A 17,760-nucleotide genomic window follows, 5' to 3' on the forward strand; every position below is an offset into this window, starting at 1 on the left:
CCCTTAACCTCCCGTTCCATAGCGAAGCTCGCCGGATACCGAATCTTCAAAAGAGCTTGTCACCAACGCGTCGACATCGAGGATGAGCGCGACACGTCCGTCGCCGAGGATAGTCGCTGCTGCGATGCCTTCGACGGTGCCGTAATTTGCTTCAAGGCTTTTGATCACCACCTGCCGCTGATCCTGAATTGAATCGACGAGCAGCGCATTGCGCGCGCCGTCACCCGTTTCAACCAGGATCGCGACGCTGCTTTCTGGCTGCGTGGCGGTGTCACGAAATCCGAGCTGCATCCCGACATCGATCAACGGCACGAAGGTGTTGCGGATCGACATGACCCGGCCCTCAGCGCCAAGGGCATGAATATCCGCTTTCTTCGGCTTCAGCGTTTCGACGATCGCGGTTAGCGGTACGACCAGCGTTTGCCCCGCAACGGACACCGCCATGCCATCGAGTACTGCAAGCGTCAGCGGCAAACTCATCGAAAACGTCGACCCCTGGCCCGGCCGCGATGAAATGGAAATGCGCCCGCCAAGCGCCTGTATGGAACGCTTCACGACATCCATGCCGACGCCGCGTCCGGAGATATTGGAAATGGTCGAAGCGGTCGAGAAGCCGGGCAGGAACAGCAAATTATCGATCTCGCTATCGGATAGTTGGGCATCCGCAGCGATAAGCCCTTTCTTGATCGCCGAAGCGCGCACTTTCGGACGATCGATGCCGGCGCCGTCGTCGGAAATCTCAATCACGATCCGACCCGAGCGGTGCGCCGCCGACAGACGAACCATGCCTTCGGCGGGCTTTCCAGCGGCAAGACGCTCCTCCGGCGATTCGACGCCATGATCGACCGCATTGCGGATCATATGCGTCAGCGGTTCGGCCAGACGCTCGACCACGGTTTTGTCGATTTCAGTCGCTTCGCCGTCGGTCTTCAGGCGGACTTCCTTGCCCGTTGCGTCGGCGACCTCGCGGACGATCCGCGACATGCGCTGGAACAGCGGCTTCACTGGCTGCGCACGAATCGCCATCACGCTTTCCTGAATCTCGCGCGTCAGCTGTTCAAGCTCTTCCAATCCGATGATGACGGATGACGATCCTGCGAAATTTGCTTCGATGACACGCTGCGAGAGCATTGCCTGATTGATGACAAGCTCACCGACGAGATTGATCAACCGATCGACACGATCGAATTCGACGCGGATCGTTGTCTGCGAAGGGACGGCTGCCGTCTTGGCATCCGGTTTCGCTGTCTCGACTGCCGCCACCGGGGCCGGAGTCATGTTCGCCACGGCAGGCGCGATTTCCGTTTCGCGCGCCGTTGCAAGGCTTTCCGAGACCGTCGCCGGTTCGGAAGCCGGTGCGCTGCCGAGCGCCATCGCGAGGAGGGCAGCGATATCGGCGTTGGAGACTTCCGGCTGACCGTCGCTCTCGATCGAGAGATCGGCTTCGCCCTCTACGAACTCGAAAACCTCGCGAACGTCAGCGATATCGTGACCTGACGAAAGACGAATCGACCACGAGAAATAAGCTCCGTTCGGATCGACGTTCTCCAGTTCCGGCAATGCCGAAGCATCACACGCCGCTTCCATTGCCCCGAGACGATTTAATTCGCGAAGAACGAGCGCCGTCTCGTTGGCGTTCGCATAAAGCTCGGGACGCGGCGTGAAGGCGATGCGATATTCGCGAGAGGCTTCTGCCGTTTGCTCCGGGGCCGCTTCCACGGAAATGTCGGGGAGCCCAAAATCGATCACGGTCGGCTGGAAGTCGATGGCCTCTTCCACCTCTTCCTCGCCATTGATCAGCGTCAGGCTTTTGATATCGACGGCCACGGTTTCATAGCTCGCCTCATTGATTTCCCGACCTTCCCGCGACGCCTCGACGAGATCGGCAAGAACGTCGGCGGCGCGGAGCATGATCTTCATCATTTCCGGCGTCGGGTTGAGTTTTCCGCTTCGGACGAAATCGAGCGCCGTCTCGAACGTGTGAGCAAACTGCACAAGCTGGCTCAGCTTGAATGCGCCCGCGCCGCCTTTAATCGAGTGCACCGCGCGAAAGACCGCGTTCACCGTTTCAGAATCGGTGCTGCCCTCGTCCATCGCAAGCAAACCGATCTCCATTTCGGAGAGCTGTTCTTCGCACTCCTGGAAAAACGTTTGCCGAATTGCTGCCATTGAATCCACGACCGTCACCCCCCGTATGCCGTGTTAAGCCGCAACGCGTCGGATCGCGGCGACGAGTTTCGTCGGCTCGAACGGCTTGACAATCCATCCCGTTGCGCCGGCTTCCTTGGCGCGCTGTTTCTTGGCAGCGTCGCTTTCCGTCGTCAGGACGAGAATCGGAACTTTGCGGTAGCGGTTATCCTTGCGCACCGCCTCGATAAGCCCGAAACCGTCCATCTTCGGCATATTGATGTCGGTGACGATGACATCGGGCGAGGACCGCTGGAGAACGTCGAGACCGTCGACGCCATCGACGGCTTGCAAGACATTGAAGCCCGCTTCGGCAAGCGCCATTCTCAACATGTCGCGCATCGTGCGCGAATCGTCGACCGTGAGTATCGTTTGCATTACTGATGTCCTTCGAGCAGCAGGTCCTGGTGCGGCAATCCAATGAGCGCGATCGTCTCGAGAAATTCCGAGCTTGGGTTTTCCAGGCGATAGCTCAAGCCGTCGTGTTGCCACGCGCGAGCCGCGGCGACGAGCACCTGCAGCGACTGCACACCGACACGGCGAACCTGGCTCGCATCGACCGCAATTGCTTTGCCGCGCTCTGACAGCAGCATCTCCTTGATCGTGATCGCGGCCGCCGAATCGAGGCAATCCGGAAGCGTCAGCGACGGCGATGCCTCACCGTGCGCGCCGGATGGCGACGCCGCGATCGACATGTCTTCCTCAGCAAACGCGACCATGCCAGCTGCTTCCGTCATTGTCGTCTCGGCTTCTGACGCGAGCATCGGATTGTCTACGTTCGCTGAAGCCGCCTTCTTGCCGCGGCGCTTGGCGCCAACAGACTTTTGCTTTGCGCGCGGCATCAGAATTCCTCCCAGCCGGCATCGGCGCCAGCAGGACTATGCTGGCGTCCGCTACCGTTGGCGGCCACCTTCATTCGGCCGGCGGAATTCTTGGCGCGCGCCGCCGGTTTTGCGGCCTGGCGCCGTGGAGAGAGTTCGACGAGCGTTTCATTGCCGGTTTTGAAGCGACTAACGAGGCTCGCAAGTTCTTCCGTCTGCTGCGCCAACGTTTGCGTTGCCGCTGTCGCTTCCTCGACCATGGCGGCGTTCTGCTGCGTCACCTGGTCCATTTCGTTGACGGCGGTGTTCACCTGCTCAAGACCATGCGCCTGCTCATTCGCGCTCGCCGCGATTTCGCTCACGATCGAATTGATTTCAGCGACCTGAGTGACAATTCGAGTCAACGCCAGGCCCGTCTCGCCGACAAGCTGAACGCCTTGCGCGACCTGACCAGTCGATGCCGAGATCAATCCCTTGATCTCCTTCGCGGCTTCGGCCGAACGTTGTGCGAGCGCACGAACTTCCGACGCCACCACCGCAAATCCTCGGCCTGCGTCGCCGGCTCGCGCGGCTTCGACGCCCGCATTCAATGCAAGGAGGTTAGTCTGGAAGGCGATCTCGTCGATGACACCGATGATCTGGCTGATCTGCTTCGACGAGCTTTCAATGCCGTTCATGGCGTCGATGGCGCGGCGGACCACTTCGCCGCCCTTCTCGGCATCGGCTTTGGCAACCGAGACCGTCTCACGGGCATGCGTTGCTCCGCGCGCGGTCTTGTTGACCGTGTCGGTGATTTCCTTGACCGCTGCTGCTGTTTCTTCGAGGCTTGCAGCCTGGTTCTCTGTTCGACGAGACAGATCGTCGGACGCCTGCGAAATTTCTTCCGTTCCAAGCTTAATGCTGGCCGCGCCTTTCTTGACGAGCGAGATCGTGCTTTTCAACGTCGAAGCCGCGGAATTGAAATCGGCTTTCAACTTTCCGAACTGCGGCGCTACTTCGATATAGAGACCTGTCTCAAGATCGCCTTCCGCGAGTTCTGACAGAGCCGCGCCCAATGAATCGACCACGACATTGATCTGCTTCTCGGCTTCGAGTTTTGCAACCTGAGCCTGCTCGAGCTGTCCCATCATCAGATTCATCTGACTGATGATCGGCTCATATTCCTCGATAACTTTCTCAGTGATTTGATGCGAGAAATCGCCACGAGCAATGCGATCTGCGGCATTCGTGAATGCCTCCATGAAGCGGGTATGCGCGCGGGCATAATGATCGCCTTGTTCCTGCTGCTGCTTCGCTGCTTCGACAGCCGCGTCCGTCATCGCCTTCTGCTCGACGGCCGCCTCCTTGAAACGCGCGAGGGCCTGCGCGATCTCTCCGTTTTCGTTGCTATCGGTCAGACACGGGATTTCGGCATCGAGGTTTTTTCGACTAATCTGATCCATGGCTCGGACGAGGCTCGCAAGCCGCGCGGTGATCCCTTTCGCAAGCGCCGCTACGATGCAAACCGCCGCAACCGTTGCCGCAATGAGGAGCGCGAGCGTGCGATAGAGCGTGGTTTTTGCGTCGTTGTTGCGCTCTTCCGCCAACTGGATGAACAGATCTCCAGTTTCTGACGCCATGGCGCTCGTCGCCTTGCTCGCAGCGATTACGGCATTCTGCGTGTCCGTTCCGAGCGCCGCGCGCTGATAATTGGCTGACTTGATCTTAGACGCGATCTGATCGAGTTGAGCGATGAGCTGAACTCCGGCGCTGGCCAGGTTGCGCTTCTCGCCGCCAGCGGCGTCTGCCGCCATCAAATCTGCGAGTGGTTTGCGCAGGCTTTCCATCGCGCCGCTCAGCGCGGCGTAGTCGATCGCCAGCGCGGCTTCTCCCGCCTGCGGCGCGTTGAATGTCTCACCGAAGCCGGTCAATGATTGTTTGATGGCCGGCAGGCTCTCAATAAATATCTGCTGCGCGCGATGCGTATCGGGCGACAAATCGGCGGCCATTGCCGACGCATCGGCAATGCTATTTAGCAGTTCCGCGCCGGCCTTGCTTTTGTCGGAAGCACTCTTTGCATTAGCAAACGCCTCGACGGCGGATTCTACGCCAAGCGTCCGAGCCGTGGTCCGAGAGAGAGACGCCAACTCGCTACCCATTCCTGCGAGCGCATTCTGCTCCGAACCCATCTCGCTCCAGACTGCCCGGGCAAGCTTCGCACCCTCGACCTCCTTGTGAAGCTCGCCAATCTGTTCGAGCTTCTGATCGGCGTACATATACAATTGGCTGAGCGACGGGATCAGAAATACCGCCGATATGAGGGCAAGCCGACGCGGCATTGACCATTTGCTATTGATGTGCCCGATGACCATGTTTTTTTGACCTGTTTTGATGTGGCTGGTGAGGCGGCTTGTTTGAATCGATGGACAACGCGCGCCCGCAATCAGGCTCGCGCTCAACGCCTTTTGTTCGTCAGCGTTGCTGGAAAGGGATTTGGGTTCGCGATGGCGGGCGTTTGCACAGCGACCAGCGGATACCGTGATCTCCGCCTACGCCGGATCGAGGATCGACCCGATCATTGAAGCCCGCTGATTTCGGCACGTTGGCCGATGATCGTGTAACTTGCGCCATCGTTTGTTCCTGCTTCTTGAAGCTCGGAACATGTCGGGTTGTAGCCGACACGGTTGCGCGGCGTCATGCCTATGATCTCAACTATCAAGCAACCGTTCGGCAAAAATAATTCGCAATGTTATCGAATTGGTTTACGCGGCGAAAATGATCTCTTTATTTTTTTCTTTTTCTATTGGCCGGCGCATTAATTGCGGTTTTCATGCCGGACTCTCGTGACCTCGCAAACATAAACGCCCGCAAATTTTCCTGTTTGAGGGTCGCAACATTATCATTTGATTCGATGACTTAGCGGGTTGCCCAGGAAATTCGGCGCGGCGGCTTTATATACTGCACGCCGATATAGACGCCTTCTGAATGCACCAACCGGCATTTAACGACGAAATCGTCGCCTGGAATTTCAAGATCGAACTCCGACCCCAATGCAGCCGTTTCCGTGAGTTTGATTCGCGCACCTGCGTCGGAAAAATCGACAACAGCACCCGGCAGCCGGCGACCGTCATTGGTGATCATCACTGCCGATTTAAATACCGATCGTCGTCCAAACTGCCGCCGCTCCGGCCGCTTATCTATAGGCAAAGCACCCTCATTTCGTCGTTTGGAGCGACAATTGCGCGAATAACTTGCAACGCTCTTAAAGCGCCGTTTGGTCTTAAAACGAATTGCCCTATCGTGTTGCATCTGAATCTCGAAAATATTCGAACAAATGCGATGGCAATTAACGCTTCGCAATTCTTCTGTCTTTCCCTTGCAGGGTTCGCCATTCGAGAATTTCGACTAAGGCAACGTTAAGATATTTCCATCAAATTGTTTACATTGGATCGACCCATATCATCGCTGATGGTGCGGTCCGTTACGGTGGGTCCCTGATCGGCGCGTGGCGGCATGGCTTTCAATCTTGACGGATTAGCGTCCAGCGCTTCGGTCGCCCGCTCCGGCCGGCGCAGGCCTTCTCATGTAAATTTCGCCGATACGTCCTGGGGACGGCGGGGTTTCGCGTCTGCCCTCGACCAATTCGGAATCGTTTCGATAACGGATCCCAACGGCCGTATTCTTCACGTCAACGACGAGTTCATCCGGCTAAGCGGTTATTCGCGCAATGAACTTATCGGGCGCTCGCACACAATCCTGGATTCGTCGCGTCATCCAAAGACATTCTGGGCCGAAGCTTATCGCACGCTGGCAGCTGGAAGAAGCTGGCGCGCGCAGGTGATGAACAGGAACAAAAGCGGCCGATTCTATTGGGTCGATGCACTCATCGTCCCGCTCAGCAGTCGAAACGGCCTCAAAGGATTTCTCTCCGTTCAGCGCGACATCACAGAACTTCTTGAGTTGCGCTCCAAATTGGAGGCGAGCACGTCTCTCCTTCAAACCATCGTCGAAAACTTTCCTGGTGGCGTCGCCGCGTTCGACAACGATCACAACCTCGTTCTCTGCAACCGCCGCCAGCGGGACCTTATGGGATATTCCGAAGACCTGTTTGCCAACGGCCCGCCGACAGCCGAGGACATTTATCGCGTCGAAGCGAGTAGTGGCGAATTCGGGCCGGGTGAAATCGAAGAGCACGTTCGCACCCAAATTGAAATCGCAACCCGCGCAATTCCCCAGACTATCGAACGCCGCCGCCCCGACGGGTCCCAACTCGAGATCCGCCACATCCCGCTTGTTCGCGGCGGTTTTGTCAGCGTGCAGACGGATATCACCGATCGCAAACTCGATCAGGAGACATCCGGCCGGCTGCTTCATCACGATGCGTTGACGGGATTGCCGGATCGCTCACTGCTTCTCGATCGCTTGCGTGACGGCCTTGCCGGGCGTGGACAGGACCTTTTGGCACTGCATAGTCTCAATCTCGATAACTTGAAATCGATCAACGAGAGCTTTGGCAACCGCGCCGGCGATGCTTTTCTCAAGCGCACGGCACAGCGGCTAAACCGATTGCTTGGCGAGGGCGATACCGCGGCAAGATTGGGTGGTGATGCTTTTGCCGTCATTCAAGCCGCGCCGAAGTCGATCAACGACATTGAAGTCATGGCGCAACGCATTGTCTCCGCGCTTTCCGAACCGGTCTCGCTTGATGGCAAAAACATTACAATTGGCGCCACGGTGGGCGTCGCGGTCGCGCCAACAGACGGAAACAGCGCCGAGGATTTGATCCGCAATGCCGACACCGCTCTCGGGCGTACGAAATCTTCGGCGGGTGGCACTTACGGATTTTTTGAACCCTCCATTCACGAGCGTCTAACGCGGCGCGTACGTATGGAAGCTGAATTGCGAGAGGCGCTCGCCAGCAACGCGTTCGAGCTCCACTATCAACCGATCGTCAACATAAAGACGCTTAAGATCGTCGGTTGCGAAGCCCTGATCCGCTGGCGCCATCCCGAACGCGGTCTTATTTCCGCGTCGGAATTCATTCCCGTCGCGGAAGAGTGCGGCATCATCGGGCAGATCGGCGACTGGGTCTTGAAGACGGCGTGCGCTGAAGCGAGCCGATGGCCCGACGACGTTTGGATCGCGGTTAATATTTCGGCAGCTCAATTCAGCGGCGCGAACCTCGTGGACAAGGTTTTGGCGCTTTCTAAACGACTCCCTACGTCGCGGCTTGTCCTTGAAATCACCGAGACGCTTTTGATGAAGGACCGCGACAGTGCGGCTGTGACGCTCGAGCGCCTGAAGAAGCTCGGCGTGCGCTTTGCGATCGACGACTTCGGGACAGGGTTTTCTTCTCTGAGCTATCTGCAAAGTTTCCCGTTCGACAAAATCAAAATCGATCGATCGTTCGTGTCGAACACCGCCAATCAGAAACGTTCGGCAACACTTCGACGCTCCATTATTCAGCTGGGCTACAATCTCGGAATGACGAGCGTCGCGGAGGGCGTCGAAACCAAACAACAATTGGATTTGTTACGCGCCGAGGGATGCATCGAAGCACAGGGTTTCCTGTTCTCTCCGGCGGTTCCTTCGGAAAAAATTCGAGAGTTATTTTCGCATCCGCTTTGAGGCCGTGACGGGCGGCGCAGGGCGCGTGCGAGCTGCCATTATGTGGGGACGCGGCTATGCTGGGGGCGTTACTAAAATCTTCTGAACCTGCCAAACCGCGGCGGGCGCTTCCGCCGACGAGTGATCCGACGGACGGCTTCGCGCGGTTCGAAGCGCTCGTTTGCGAGTTTCATTGGACGGCGTTGCAAATCGGCGCCATCGCATCCTGCATGAACGCGAGCCTCGCTTCGCGGCGAAGCTGGATGCTGAGAGCGTGCAGCAACTTGGTCCCTGTCGAGGCGCCCGTGGTCAAGGTTGCGTTACGCTCCTGGCAGGACATCGGATTGCCGCGCGATCTCGCGGCTTCCGTTGCACGCGCCTATTTCAACCTTGCCGATGCCAAGAAGCTCGCGCTGCCGCTGATAAACAGCGCAGGAATTTTCGTCGCGCCGCAAATTCCGCTCGCCAAATTGGAACAGATCGCCGTCGTGTGGCGCAAGCTTGCAGAGGATTGCCGCGAAGCCGCGTTGGAAATGGAACCCGAGACGCGCTGGAGGCTCAACGGCGCGTACACCGGAAATGCTCTGGTGCTTAGTAAATTTCTGAAAGAGGCCATGTCGGGATTGCAGACCTGCGTCAATCAACAGGGCGAAGTGGCTTTGCCTATTCTTCCGCAACGGCGCCAAATTCCGCGATTTATCACGCTGCAGTCCTGCAAGATCTTCTCGCAAGCAGGCGCAATCGCAGCCTTCGCGCGCGACACCTCGAGGAACGATTTGAGCGTCGATTGCGATCGCGATTTTCGCTTGAAAGAAGCGGTCGTCGTGACTTTACGAAACGGACGTAAATTGCCAGGTTTGATCGTTTGGTCGAAGGATGGCAAATCCGGCATCCGCTTTGACAGCCCGTTGCCGGATGATGACCCTTTGATTGCCGGCTGAGGACGGATTATGTCCTCGATTTATTCGTCACTATCCGATTTGACGCAATTGCGACCGGCCGCTTTTGCCTCGTAGAGCTTCGCGTCGGCGCGTTCGAGCAGCGACTCGGGCCCCTCCCCGGGTTGAAGCTCGGCGATGCCGAAGGACGCGGTGACCGTGCCAATCGGCTTACCCGTCTTGTGATGCATCCACTTCTTGCGCTGTAGCTCGCCGCGTATCTGTTCGCCAAGGTTATCCGCGCCATCAATTTGCGTTTGCGGCAGAACGACGACGAACTCCTCACCGCCGTATCGAACCGCCGTATCGCGACCCTTGATGTTCTTCGACAGTAGCTCACCGAAGCGCCGTAGAATTTCGTCGCCAACGGTATGGCCGAAACTGTCGTTGATCTTTTTGAAATGATCCACATCGGCCATGATCAGGCAAAGCGGCTCATTGAGTTCGGACGCTGCCTTGACCTCTCGCCGCAAGTTGGCTTCGAGCCAATGCCGGTTTTTCAATTGCGTCACCGCATCGAGCATACCGAGATGCTGGCTTTCGCTCAGGCTGGATCGCAATTTCTCGATCTGCGTTTGCGACTGGTGAAGGCGCGCGTTCAGCACGTCGACTTCGCTGCGAATTCTGGAATTCTCGCTAATGAGCCGCTGCACGACGGCTCTCACCTGCTCGGTCGTTGTTAACGACGGAAGCGCCTTGTTGACCTTCGCCAACGCTTCAGAATGCAGACTACTGACATCCGTATGCTGCTTCAACAGGCCTAACAGAACTAAAACTTCGTCATCAAGCTCCTGCCCGACTTTCTCTATCCGGCTTGAAGCTGCATCGTTGTCCTTTTTTCGGCGAATTTCATTGCCGGTGAGGAACTGCCAGGCTCCAGCCACGAACGCGACGAAGCAAACCGAGATCGTTCCCGCCAATATCGCGATCGCCATTGGATGCGACCCAAGGCGAATGATGCGGCCGCGAGAATCGACTTCCGCAACTTGCCAGCTGACGTCCGACCAGTCCGCCCAAGTCGAAAGGCCGAAGTCGGCGCGCATCCACAAGGTCCAAAGAAAATACGCAGAGCCGATTGCAAAAAGGCTCATCAGCATGATCACGGCGGAAAATGGGAACTGCCTGGATGTTATCGTGCCCATGGGTCCTGCTCAATCAAGATTGCAATATATTCGGTTGCGATATTAGAAAACGCCGTAGCTGTTTAATTCCCGCTTTTCTATTACCATTATCGGCAAGTTCACGGAATTGGATATGGCTGTTAAACTCGGCACCGCCGCGACATATCAAGCACAATTGGAAACATTGACCGCTACTTAAAACCAGTCGCAATTCGAAGGTATAACTGCTCGGTAAATACCTTCAGCAAGCTTCCGCTATAGCTTCCGGTCATCAGAATAATGAGAAATCCGGCGATGATCTTCGGCACAAACGTCAGCGTCATCTCCTGGACCTGCGTCAGCGCCTGAAAAAAAGCGACGCCGACGCCGATGATCATCGCGGACGCGATCACGGGGCCAGCAAGGATGATCGTCAACCAGATCGCCTGTTGAACAATCCCGAGCGCGTCACCCTCTGTCATTGATACCCCAATACGACGCCTTGGGTGATTGGAACTTCCTTGCCGTTATTGAGGATTGCCGTCGAGCCGGAGGAATCAATGCGCACCGACGTGACGACACCGGAGACAGACCCATCCGCCGAGGTCAACGACAATCCGATCATCGTGCTCGCCTGGGAAATGTTCGAATTCACGAGAAGCTGATCGAGCTTGGCATTTGTATTGATACCTTGCTCAACACTCGAGAATTGCGCGATCTGCGACATGTATTCGGTGGAGTCCGTCGGATTCAACGGATCCTGATTCCGGAGCTGAGCCACCATGAGCTTCAGGAAATCATTATAGTTCAGGGTGGAATTTTTGGTTGCGTCGTTTGACGCCGTGTTTTGCGTTCCAGACGAATTGCCTGTTGCGGGAATCGTGGTCATGCGACCTCCTTGCTCGGTTCATGCGTCCTTGCGCTTGCAGCCTCCAACGGAAGGAGCATACGTACTTTCTTCAAAGCTTCGAACGCCCGATCCGTGTCGAGCAAATCACTCACTTCGACCAAACTCTGCAGCATTTTTCCGTCGCTGATGCTGAGAAGAAGACTTGCGACGGACTCCTTCGCCATCGTGCGCGCTTTCATGTGCAGCGCCGGGTCCATCAGCATCATCTGCACCATGAAGTAGAGCTGGCGGAGTGGCGTCGTCGTTTCCTCGGGTTTCATGACGTGCTGCTCGAGGAGAAAGATGACGTCGTTCATCAGCTCGATGCTGACTTTGCGATCAACCTTGAGCACGCCACCGTTTACGAAAATGCGCTCGCCGGCACGCAGGGTGATTTTCAATCCGCCGGCCATCACAGACCTTCCGCGATGACGTTCGAGATGTCGATCAGCCCCGAGAAATTCTTTGATCTTCCACTGCTGATGGCGTCCGCCTCTTTTAACATCCAGATTCCGATCGATATCAAATTGGCTCTGATATCATCGGGAAGCGCGTTCTCAGGCTTGACGAGATCTTCAAGAAGGAAGCTCCAAAGCCGATTAAGAAAGCAGATTGCGTCGACGGCCTCGCGCGAATTCGCGCCGGCCTTTTCCGCGGATCTGAGCATGGAGACCGACTGCTCGATCGCAAGACGCTCGTTTTCGCGCTTGCGACCAGCCGAGTCACTCAACGTCTCTTCATATGAGAACTTATACATGTTTCAGTCCGGTCATTCGGTGCTGCATGCGCCGGGTTGTCACGAGAGGAAGTCCATGATGCTTAGCTTGCTCAGTCTATTCGTAACGCTGTAGGCAGCTTCGAGCGCGGTCGAGAGATCGGAGATTTGCGTCGTCACCTCGGCAGGATCGACCGATTCAAGCCCGCCGATCGACTTGCTGAGAAAATCTACCTGCGTATCGATCTGATCGTTTGCGTCGGACACGCGCTGCTGCGTCACGCCAAGAAAGGACTGAACCTTCGTCAGTCCTCCGATGCCGTTGCTGACAAGTTGCGTCGCCTGCTGCATGACAACTTTCTGCGCAGCGCTATTGAGATTCTGGAATCCGAGGCCCGCGACCATCGCGAACGCCTGGGCTAGCTGCCGAAAGGTCGGGTCATTCGCCGTGACGGAGGTATTCGCCGTTTCCGTTCGCGAGATTCGGCTGTTTACGGATTTGTCGGATGCATCCGACCAACTCGCCGACCAGTTCGTATCGGAGAACAGATTGGCGAACTCGTTGTTGAGGAAATCCTGCATATCGGAAGCCGAGATCGCGGAGACGCCCGGATCATCCGGCGTCATGCCGAACTTTGCCGCGAATGCGGCGCTGACCGCTTGCGTGCTCGTTGCCGGAGGATTTGCGAAAAAATTATCGAGCGGCTTGACGTCGGAATTGATGCCCGCGAAGAGATACTGACCGTTCATCGACGAATTGAGCTGGTCCTGAAGCGACTGCATCGCTGCGTTGGCCTGCTGCAGGATCGTATCGGGCATCGTGCCTGTCGACTGAGCCGGCGTCAGCGCGTTCAAGAACGTCTGGCTCGTCGTTGCGAGCGTATTAAGCGCCGCCTGCGACGCTTGCATACGCGTCAGGACCAGTGAGTTGGTATCTTTGATCGACTTGATTTGCGCCATGTCCTGGCGCAGCGAGACGGCAACTCCGGTCTGGGCGCCGAGTGTCAGCCCGACATCCGCATGACGCCCGGTCGCGAGTTCCTTCTGAGCATCGACAAGGCGTTGCTGAATTCTCGCGATCGAGGCTTTTGTCTCGCTCGATAAAGCTGCCGTCGATATGAACGTCGGTGCGAGCATGATTTTAGCTCAATGACTGGATGAGAGTTGAAAGCATTTCGTTGACGGTATTGATCAGCCGCGATGACGCTTGGAACGTCCTTTCCAGATCGAGAAGATTGGTCATTTCCTCGTCGAGATTGACACCAGTCGCTTGCGAGAGCGAAGACGTGGCGCGTTGCGCAACAGTGCTTCGATAGTCGGCCTCGGCAGTTGCCGACTGGCGCAGCGCCTCAAGCCAGGAAATCGAGTTTTTTGCGTAATCCATCACCGACGACGACGATGGGAGCTGCGTTGAAGCATCGAACGCTTGCCCTGAGTTCAGACTTGAAATCAGGCCCTGGATGCGATCCGTAAATGCCGGCGCATTCGCCGCATTATACTTGTAGCTCGCGCCCGAGATCCCGCCGTCGCGGATCAACTCGGCATTGCCGCCTTGGCCGGGATCCACGGCCGCGTTGATTTTGATTGAGCTTGCGAGGCCAGCGACCACGCCGGTCGGGAGCGCGGGTCCACCAGAATACGTAAAGAGACCGGTGGCCGCAGGCAACGTCGGCGTTGCGGATTGGTCTGTTTCGGAAAACGCGTTGATCAGCCCCCTTGCCATCTCATCGAGCTGGCTCTGGTAGGTCACCGTGATGTCGTCGCGAACGGACATCAATCCGGCGAGCTTGCCGGACTGAATCTCCAGGATATGCGATGTCCCTGCGATCGGAACGCCATCGGCATAGACGGCAGCGCCGGACGCTCCGGCTGCAAGGTTCTGCGTCTGCTGGAACGTGACTGCGCGCGGCACCTTGTCGAACAGCGTCACACCGCTATCGGTATAGATCGCCACGTCGCCGTAATCGCGCGAAACGGTTCGAATTCCGACTTCGCTCGAAAGTTGCTTCAGGACCGCGTCGCGCGAGTCGAGGATGTCCGTGATATCCCGACCATTGCTCGATCCGCGGACGACCTCGTTGTTGAGATTCTGAAACTGCGCGAGCAGATCGTTGATGTTGGCGACGGATGTCGCGATGTCAGCATCGGCCTGCTGCCGCACCTGCGCGACCGTGTTGGATGCGGAATTGAGCGCGTTTGAGACATCCTTAGCGGCGGAAACGACGCTTGCGGCAACCGCAGGGTTCTGTGGATCTCCGGAATAAGTTTGAAGCGTCGCGCTCAGCTTCGACATCAACGCCGCGGGCGAGTGCTCCTGATCGGTATCGTCGACGGTACGTTGCATCTGGCCGAGCGCAGACGCGATCGATGTCTGCGCCTGGCTCGCCGAATTGGCCGTCAGGTAGGTGTTGAAAAGCAGCTGGTCCGACGTGCGATCGATACGGGGAACGCTGACGCCGACGCCTGGGCCGCTGACGAGCGTCGCGGTTTTGCGTGTTGCGTCTGCGTCGTGAACGCGCGCGATGTTGCGCGACACCACCGAGATTTGCTCGGACGTTGCCTGCAGACTTGAGCGCGCCGTGTCGGTACTCAGCGTCAACGACATATGCGGGACCTTCCCCTAGAACTCCCGGCTACCGGACAAGATTGACGAGCACGTCCAACAGCTCCGTGCCGGTCTGAAACACCTTCGAGTTTGCCGTGTAGCTGCGTTGCGCTTCGACCATCGTCGTCAACTCGGAGGCGAGATCGACGCTCGATTTTTCAAGAGCACCGGAAACGATTTTTCCAAGTGATCCGGAGTTCGCGGTTCCGAGCTGAAGGTCGCCCGATTCCTTGTTCGTCGCGAACACGTTCCCGGAAATTGCCGTCAGGTTGTCGGGACTGGCGACGTTCGCCAACGGAATTTTGAAAGCGTCGACGCGGGAACCGTCAGCATAGACGGCGGTGACGATGCCTTGCGCGCTGATCTCGAGCCGATCGACCGCGGACGGTCCGTTGCCGTTTGCCGTGGCGTCGACCGGAATGTAGGCGCCGGCGAGCTGCGTAGTATTGCCCATATTGAAATTCAACGTTGCGCCATTGGGAACGTTGACCGAAAGCGTTGCGGGCGACGGCGATGTCAATTTTCCGGTGGTTCCGCTGAACGTCAGCGCCTGCGTCGTGAGTTGCGATGCGGCCGTATATGGGAATCCGCCTCCAGCGCTGGCTCCGGCATTGTCATAGACCGAGATTTCCCACTGATTGGGACCAGTCTTCGCCGAGTAAATATCGAGCGTAACCTTATGACCGAGATTATCGTAAGTGATGATCGACGTCTTGCCTGCGAAATCGGCGCCAGCCGCGTTCGCGGATGGAAGGCTGGTCGAGACGTCGGCATCGGAGGGCAGGTTGACTTGGAAGTTACCTGACGTCGATGGCGTCGCTTTCAATCCGAGACTTGCAGTGCCGACCGGAACCAGACCAGCGGCGCTATTGATGACCGACGTGCTTCCACCGTTCAGAAGATCGTATCCGAGCAATGTAAATCCGGCGGCATTGACGAGTTCGCCGTTCGTCGAAATGAAACTGCCGGCGCGCGTCAGGTAAGGTGTTCCTGACGGGCTCTGGACCATGAAGAAACCGTTGCCGCTAACGGCCAAGTCGGTCGGCGAGTTCGTATAGGTCAAGTCGCCCTGGTGCGTGATGGCACGGCGGGCAATGGTCGAGACGGAGCCGGGGACGTAGGATGCAACGTGACCTTCCGCGACGAGCGTCGCAAATTCCGCGGAAGCTTCCTTGTATCCTGTCGTGTTGACGTTCGCGATGTTGTCCGCGACGGTTCCCATACGGTCAGACTGGACAGCCATGCCTGAGATGCTGGTAGTCATTAATCCGTAAAGCCCCATCGGCACTCTCCTGCTCGGGAATGATAGATTGCTCAAGAGAAGCATTCGGGCCTTGCGTGAGACTGTTTGCAGTCTCTTCGGATGAGGACATTTGCGCCTCTCCGGAAAATTCCTTGAGGCGGTAACCGAGGAACCTCTGGGAATCGATGGGATCGTGACCGAGCCGCTGCTTCAACCGCTTGCGCAGACGGCTGATGTGGCTCTCGATGACGTTCTCGTGGATCTCATCGTTGAAGATGCCGTAGACGCGATTGAAGATCTGGGTCTTCGTTACGCGCGTGTTGCGGCTGAGGACGAGGCATTCGAGGATCCTACGCTCGCGTCGCGGCAGCGCCAGGACCTCGCCGTTCACCAGCGGGTCGCGGCCATCGAAAAAGATCCGGATGCCCGCGATGTCGACGCATTGCTCGGCCATCTTCATCCGGCGGCGGATCGCACCGCTGCGCGCCAGGATCTCGCGGACGTGGAATGGCTTGGCGAGCACATCGTCAAAACCGAGCGAAAAAAGATCGAGCGTTTCGCTCAACGCTCGTGCTTCGATCAGACCGATAAGGGGCGCCCGGCATCGTGCGCGGACGCGGGATGATATTTGCCGCCGATGTTCGACCGAACCGATCAGGAAGCCTTCGATGACGGAGAGGTCGGAATCGTTAACCGACTCAAACCATTCGGGAAACTCGACCGGATCAACTGCAACTGCTGCTATGCCCTCGCGCTCGAAACACGCGACGCAGCCCCCCGCGACCGTGGACCGGTCGTCCAAAACTACGAACATCAAGCCTCCCCGCCGTAATTCAATTCCCCACTTTTCAAGGAGATACAGTGATTCATGTGACTTATTAACAATTATTTCGTAATTGCATGCGTCGCAAATAACACACCAAATCAACTTGAAGAGTTTAATTCATAAGCCTCGATAGTTGTATGCGCTCGGCGTTGAAATAATCCCGTCCGCGCGCGGCGGCACCTGTGGGACGGCCCGCCATTGACATGCTTCTCAAATATTAAATCGATGCGTTCAATTCGAATAATTTAAATAGCGATATCGTAGAGAATTTGCGTTTCAATACGGGGTGATATTCATCGTCGTATTTGTGCCCAGTCGGGCTCCCGGCCTTACGGCGCATCACAGAAATTGAGTGTGATGAAACAGACGAAAACGCGCAAGATTCGCCGGGAGGCGCTCAACCGTGACATCGCGACGGCTGAGGACGTGCGCGGGTTCGAGCGACGCAATGATTTCCGCTATTCGGCAAGCCAACATGCGGCGATGCGGTTTCGCAACGCCAACATGATTTGCGATCTCGTCGATTTGTCTGAGACGGGGGCGAAGATCCGCATTATCGACGGAGCTGTACCCAACATCGACGAGCGGGTTGTTTTGACCCTGTTCGATGGCACGCCCGTCGACGGGCATGTCTCGTGGATAAAAGACAAATATATCGGTCTTGCCTTCCGCAGCCCGGTCATGAATGTCGATGATCGCCTCGACTTCGAGAACCTCGGCAGCGCGTTCTTCGGGAAAGCCGTTACGCTGCAGAAGTCGACGCGGCGCTCTTAACGCATCACCGCGCGACGTAAGCGTTCCGCAAGGCGCGCGTGTTAATTCAACGTTGAGGCCAGGGTCAGCTTTAGAC

18 protein-coding genes are annotated in these 17,760 nt (G+C 57.2%); 3 read left to right on the top strand and 15 right to left on the bottom strand.

The window, feature by feature from the left end; genetic code table 11:
- Positions 1 to 3 precede the first annotated feature (3 nt).
- The 6 genes from WC026_RS05310 to WC026_RS05335 form a co-directional block, all read right to left on the bottom strand.
- Positions 4 to 2,169 carry a chemotaxis protein CheA gene (locus WC026_RS05310; RefSeq protein WP_372709788.1) on the bottom strand — a complete coding sequence of 722 codons (2,166 nt, stop codon included), beginning with the start codon at positions 2,167 to 2,169 and terminating at the stop codon, positions 4 to 6.
- A gap of 33 nt (positions 2,170 to 2,202) precedes the next feature.
- Positions 2,203 to 2,565 (bottom strand): response regulator, encoded by a 363-nt coding sequence (locus tag WC026_RS05315; protein ID WP_372709789.1) that lies wholly within the window; start codon positions 2,563 to 2,565, stop codon positions 2,203 to 2,205.
- Positions 2,565 to 3,029: an STAS domain-containing protein gene (locus WC026_RS05320; RefSeq protein ID WP_372709790.1), complete on the bottom strand. Its 465-nt coding sequence runs from the start codon at positions 3,027 to 3,029 to the stop codon at positions 2,565 to 2,567. The genes WC026_RS05315 and WC026_RS05320 overlap by 1 nt, the downstream gene beginning before the upstream one ends.
- A complete protein-coding gene (locus WC026_RS05325) occupies positions 3,029 to 5,326 on the bottom strand; it encodes a methyl-accepting chemotaxis protein (protein WP_372709791.1) in 2,298 nt (765 codons plus the stop codon). The genes WC026_RS05320 and WC026_RS05325 overlap by 1 nt, the downstream gene beginning before the upstream one ends.
- Before the next feature lie 236 nt (positions 5,327 to 5,562).
- Positions 5,563 to 5,685 (bottom strand): hypothetical protein, encoded by a 123-nt coding sequence (locus WC026_RS05330; RefSeq protein ID WP_372709792.1) that lies wholly within the window; start codon positions 5,683 to 5,685, stop codon positions 5,563 to 5,565.
- 218 nt (positions 5,686 to 5,903) lie between these two features.
- Complete coding sequence (locus WC026_RS05335; RefSeq protein ID WP_372709793.1) at positions 5,904 to 6,296, bottom strand: PilZ domain-containing protein; 393 nt, start codon at positions 6,294 to 6,296, stop codon at positions 5,904 to 5,906.
- A gap of 204 nt (positions 6,297 to 6,500) precedes the next feature.
- Between WC026_RS05335 and WC026_RS05340 the strand changes: the two genes are divergently transcribed.
- Both WC026_RS05340 and WC026_RS05345 read left to right on the top strand, forming a co-directional pair.
- Positions 6,501 to 8,615, top strand: coding sequence for an EAL domain-containing protein (locus WC026_RS05340; RefSeq protein WP_372709794.1), 2,115 nt, complete (start codon positions 6,501 to 6,503; stop codon positions 8,613 to 8,615).
- A 56-nt stretch (positions 8,616 to 8,671) separates the two neighbouring features.
- Positions 8,672 to 9,535 (top strand): PilZ domain-containing protein, encoded by an 864-nt coding sequence (locus tag WC026_RS05345; RefSeq protein ID WP_372709795.1) that lies wholly within the window; start codon positions 8,672 to 8,674, stop codon positions 9,533 to 9,535.
- A gap of 20 nt (positions 9,536 to 9,555) precedes the next feature.
- On the opposite strand, the gene WC026_RS05350 is transcribed toward WC026_RS05345, so the two are convergent.
- The 9 genes from WC026_RS05350 to WC026_RS05390 form a co-directional block, all read right to left on the bottom strand.
- Positions 9,556 to 10,674: a GGDEF domain-containing protein gene (locus tag WC026_RS05350; protein WP_372709796.1), complete on the bottom strand. Its 1,119-nt coding sequence runs from the start codon at positions 10,672 to 10,674 to the stop codon at positions 9,556 to 9,558.
- 170 nt (positions 10,675 to 10,844) lie between these two features.
- Entirely contained in the window at positions 10,845 to 11,114 is a 270-nt protein-coding gene (locus WC026_RS05355) for a flagellar biosynthetic protein FliQ (protein WP_046847570.1), read from the bottom strand.
- Positions 11,111 to 11,521, bottom strand: a complete 411-nt coding sequence (gene flgD, locus WC026_RS05360) for a flagellar hook assembly protein FlgD (protein ID WP_372709797.1) — start codon at positions 11,519 to 11,521, stop codon at positions 11,111 to 11,113. The genes WC026_RS05355 and flgD overlap by 4 nt, the downstream gene beginning before the upstream one ends.
- Positions 11,518 to 11,934, bottom strand: a complete 417-nt coding sequence (gene flbT, locus WC026_RS05365) for a flagellar biosynthesis repressor FlbT (protein WP_372709798.1) — start codon at positions 11,932 to 11,934, stop codon at positions 11,518 to 11,520. The genes flgD and flbT overlap by 4 nt, the downstream gene beginning before the upstream one ends.
- Positions 11,934 to 12,278, bottom strand: coding sequence for a flagellar biosynthesis regulator FlaF (gene flaF / locus WC026_RS05370; RefSeq protein WP_372709799.1), 345 nt, complete (start codon positions 12,276 to 12,278; stop codon positions 11,934 to 11,936). Before flaF ends, flbT begins: the two co-directional genes overlap by 1 nt.
- A 39-nt stretch (positions 12,279 to 12,317) precedes the next feature.
- Positions 12,318 to 13,373, bottom strand: a complete 1,056-nt coding sequence (locus WC026_RS05375; RefSeq protein WP_372709800.1) for a flagellar hook-associated family protein — start codon at positions 13,371 to 13,373, stop codon at positions 12,318 to 12,320.
- Positions 13,374 to 13,377: 4 nt separating this feature from the next.
- On the bottom strand, positions 13,378 to 14,841 hold the full coding sequence (flgK, locus tag WC026_RS05380) for a flagellar hook-associated protein FlgK (protein ID WP_372709801.1): 1,464 nt from the start codon (positions 14,839 to 14,841) through the stop codon (positions 13,378 to 13,380).
- 28 nt (positions 14,842 to 14,869) lie between these two features.
- A complete protein-coding gene (locus WC026_RS05385; RefSeq protein ID WP_372709802.1) occupies positions 14,870 to 16,123 on the bottom strand; it encodes a flagellar hook protein FlgE in 1,254 nt (417 codons plus the stop codon).
- The gene (locus WC026_RS05390) at positions 16,068 to 16,898 is read right to left on the bottom strand and encodes a response regulator transcription factor (protein WP_372709803.1); all 831 of its coding nucleotides are present in this window, start codon (positions 16,896 to 16,898) and stop codon (positions 16,068 to 16,070) included. The genes WC026_RS05385 and WC026_RS05390 overlap by 56 nt, the downstream gene beginning before the upstream one ends.
- 369 nt (positions 16,899 to 17,267) lie before the next feature.
- Between WC026_RS05390 and WC026_RS05395 the strand changes: the two genes are divergently transcribed.
- Positions 17,268 to 17,684: a PilZ domain-containing protein gene (locus WC026_RS05395; protein WP_372709804.1), complete on the top strand. Its 417-nt coding sequence runs from the start codon at positions 17,268 to 17,270 to the stop codon at positions 17,682 to 17,684.
- Positions 17,685 to 17,760 lie beyond the last annotated feature (76 nt).

It is taken from the genome of Hyphomicrobium sp. (genome assembly GCF_041674905.1).
In the GTDB taxonomy this organism is placed as follows: Bacteria; Pseudomonadota; Alphaproteobacteria; order Rhizobiales; family Hyphomicrobiaceae; genus Hyphomicrobium_B.

Bases quoted from the DNA above. Each gene is read 5' to 3' on its own strand.
- WC026_RS05340 (WP_372709794.1), top strand. From the start codon at position 6,501: ATGGCTTTCAATCTTGACGGATTAGCGTCCAGCGCTTCGGTCGCCCGC.
- WC026_RS05395 (WP_372709804.1), top strand. From the start codon at position 17,268: ATGAAACAGACGAAAACGCGCAAGATTCGCCGGGAGGCGCTCAACCGT.
- flgD (WP_372709797.1), bottom strand. From the start codon at position 11,521: ATGACCACGATTCCCGCAACAGGCAATTCGTCTGGAACGCAAAACACG.
- WC026_RS05310 (WP_372709788.1), bottom strand. From the start codon at position 2,169: ATGGCAGCAATTCGGCAAACGTTTTTCCAGGAGTGCGAAGAACAGCTC.
- WC026_RS05315 (WP_372709789.1), bottom strand. From the start codon at position 2,565: ATGCAAACGATACTCACGGTCGACGATTCGCGCACGATGCGCGACATG.
- WC026_RS05330 (WP_372709792.1), bottom strand. From the start codon at position 5,685: ATGACGCCGCGCAACCGTGTCGGCTACAACCCGACATGTTCCGAGCTT.
- WC026_RS05345 (WP_372709795.1), top strand. From the start codon at position 8,672: ATGCTGGGGGCGTTACTAAAATCTTCTGAACCTGCCAAACCGCGGCGG.
- WC026_RS05385 (WP_372709802.1), bottom strand. From the start codon at position 16,123: ATGGGGCTTTACGGATTAATGACTACCAGCATCTCAGGCATGGCTGTC.
- WC026_RS05325 (WP_372709791.1), bottom strand. From the start codon at position 5,326: ATGCCGCGTCGGCTTGCCCTCATATCGGCGGTATTTCTGATCCCGTCG.
- WC026_RS05355 (WP_046847570.1), bottom strand. From the start codon at position 11,114: ATGACAGAGGGTGACGCGCTCGGGATTGTTCAACAGGCGATCTGGTTG.
- flaF (WP_372709799.1), bottom strand. From the start codon at position 12,278: ATGTATAAGTTCTCATATGAAGAGACGTTGAGTGACTCGGCTGGTCGC.
- flgK (WP_372709801.1), bottom strand. From the start codon at position 14,841: ATGTCGTTGACGCTGAGTACCGACACGGCGCGCTCAAGTCTGCAGGCA.
- WC026_RS05375 (WP_372709800.1), bottom strand. From the start codon at position 13,373: ATGCTCGCACCGACGTTCATATCGACGGCAGCTTTATCGAGCGAGACA.
- WC026_RS05350 (WP_372709796.1), bottom strand. From the start codon at position 10,674: ATGGGCACGATAACATCCAGGCAGTTCCCATTTTCCGCCGTGATCATG.
- WC026_RS05320 (WP_372709790.1), bottom strand. From the start codon at position 3,029: ATGCCGCGCGCAAAGCAAAAGTCTGTTGGCGCCAAGCGCCGCGGCAAG.
- WC026_RS05335 (WP_372709793.1), bottom strand. From the start codon at position 6,296: ATGCAACACGATAGGGCAATTCGTTTTAAGACCAAACGGCGCTTTAAG.
- WC026_RS05390 (WP_372709803.1), bottom strand. From the start codon at position 16,898: ATGTTCGTAGTTTTGGACGACCGGTCCACGGTCGCGGGGGGCTGCGTC.
- flbT (WP_372709798.1), bottom strand. From the start codon at position 11,934: ATGGCCGGCGGATTGAAAATCACCCTGCGTGCCGGCGAGCGCATTTTC.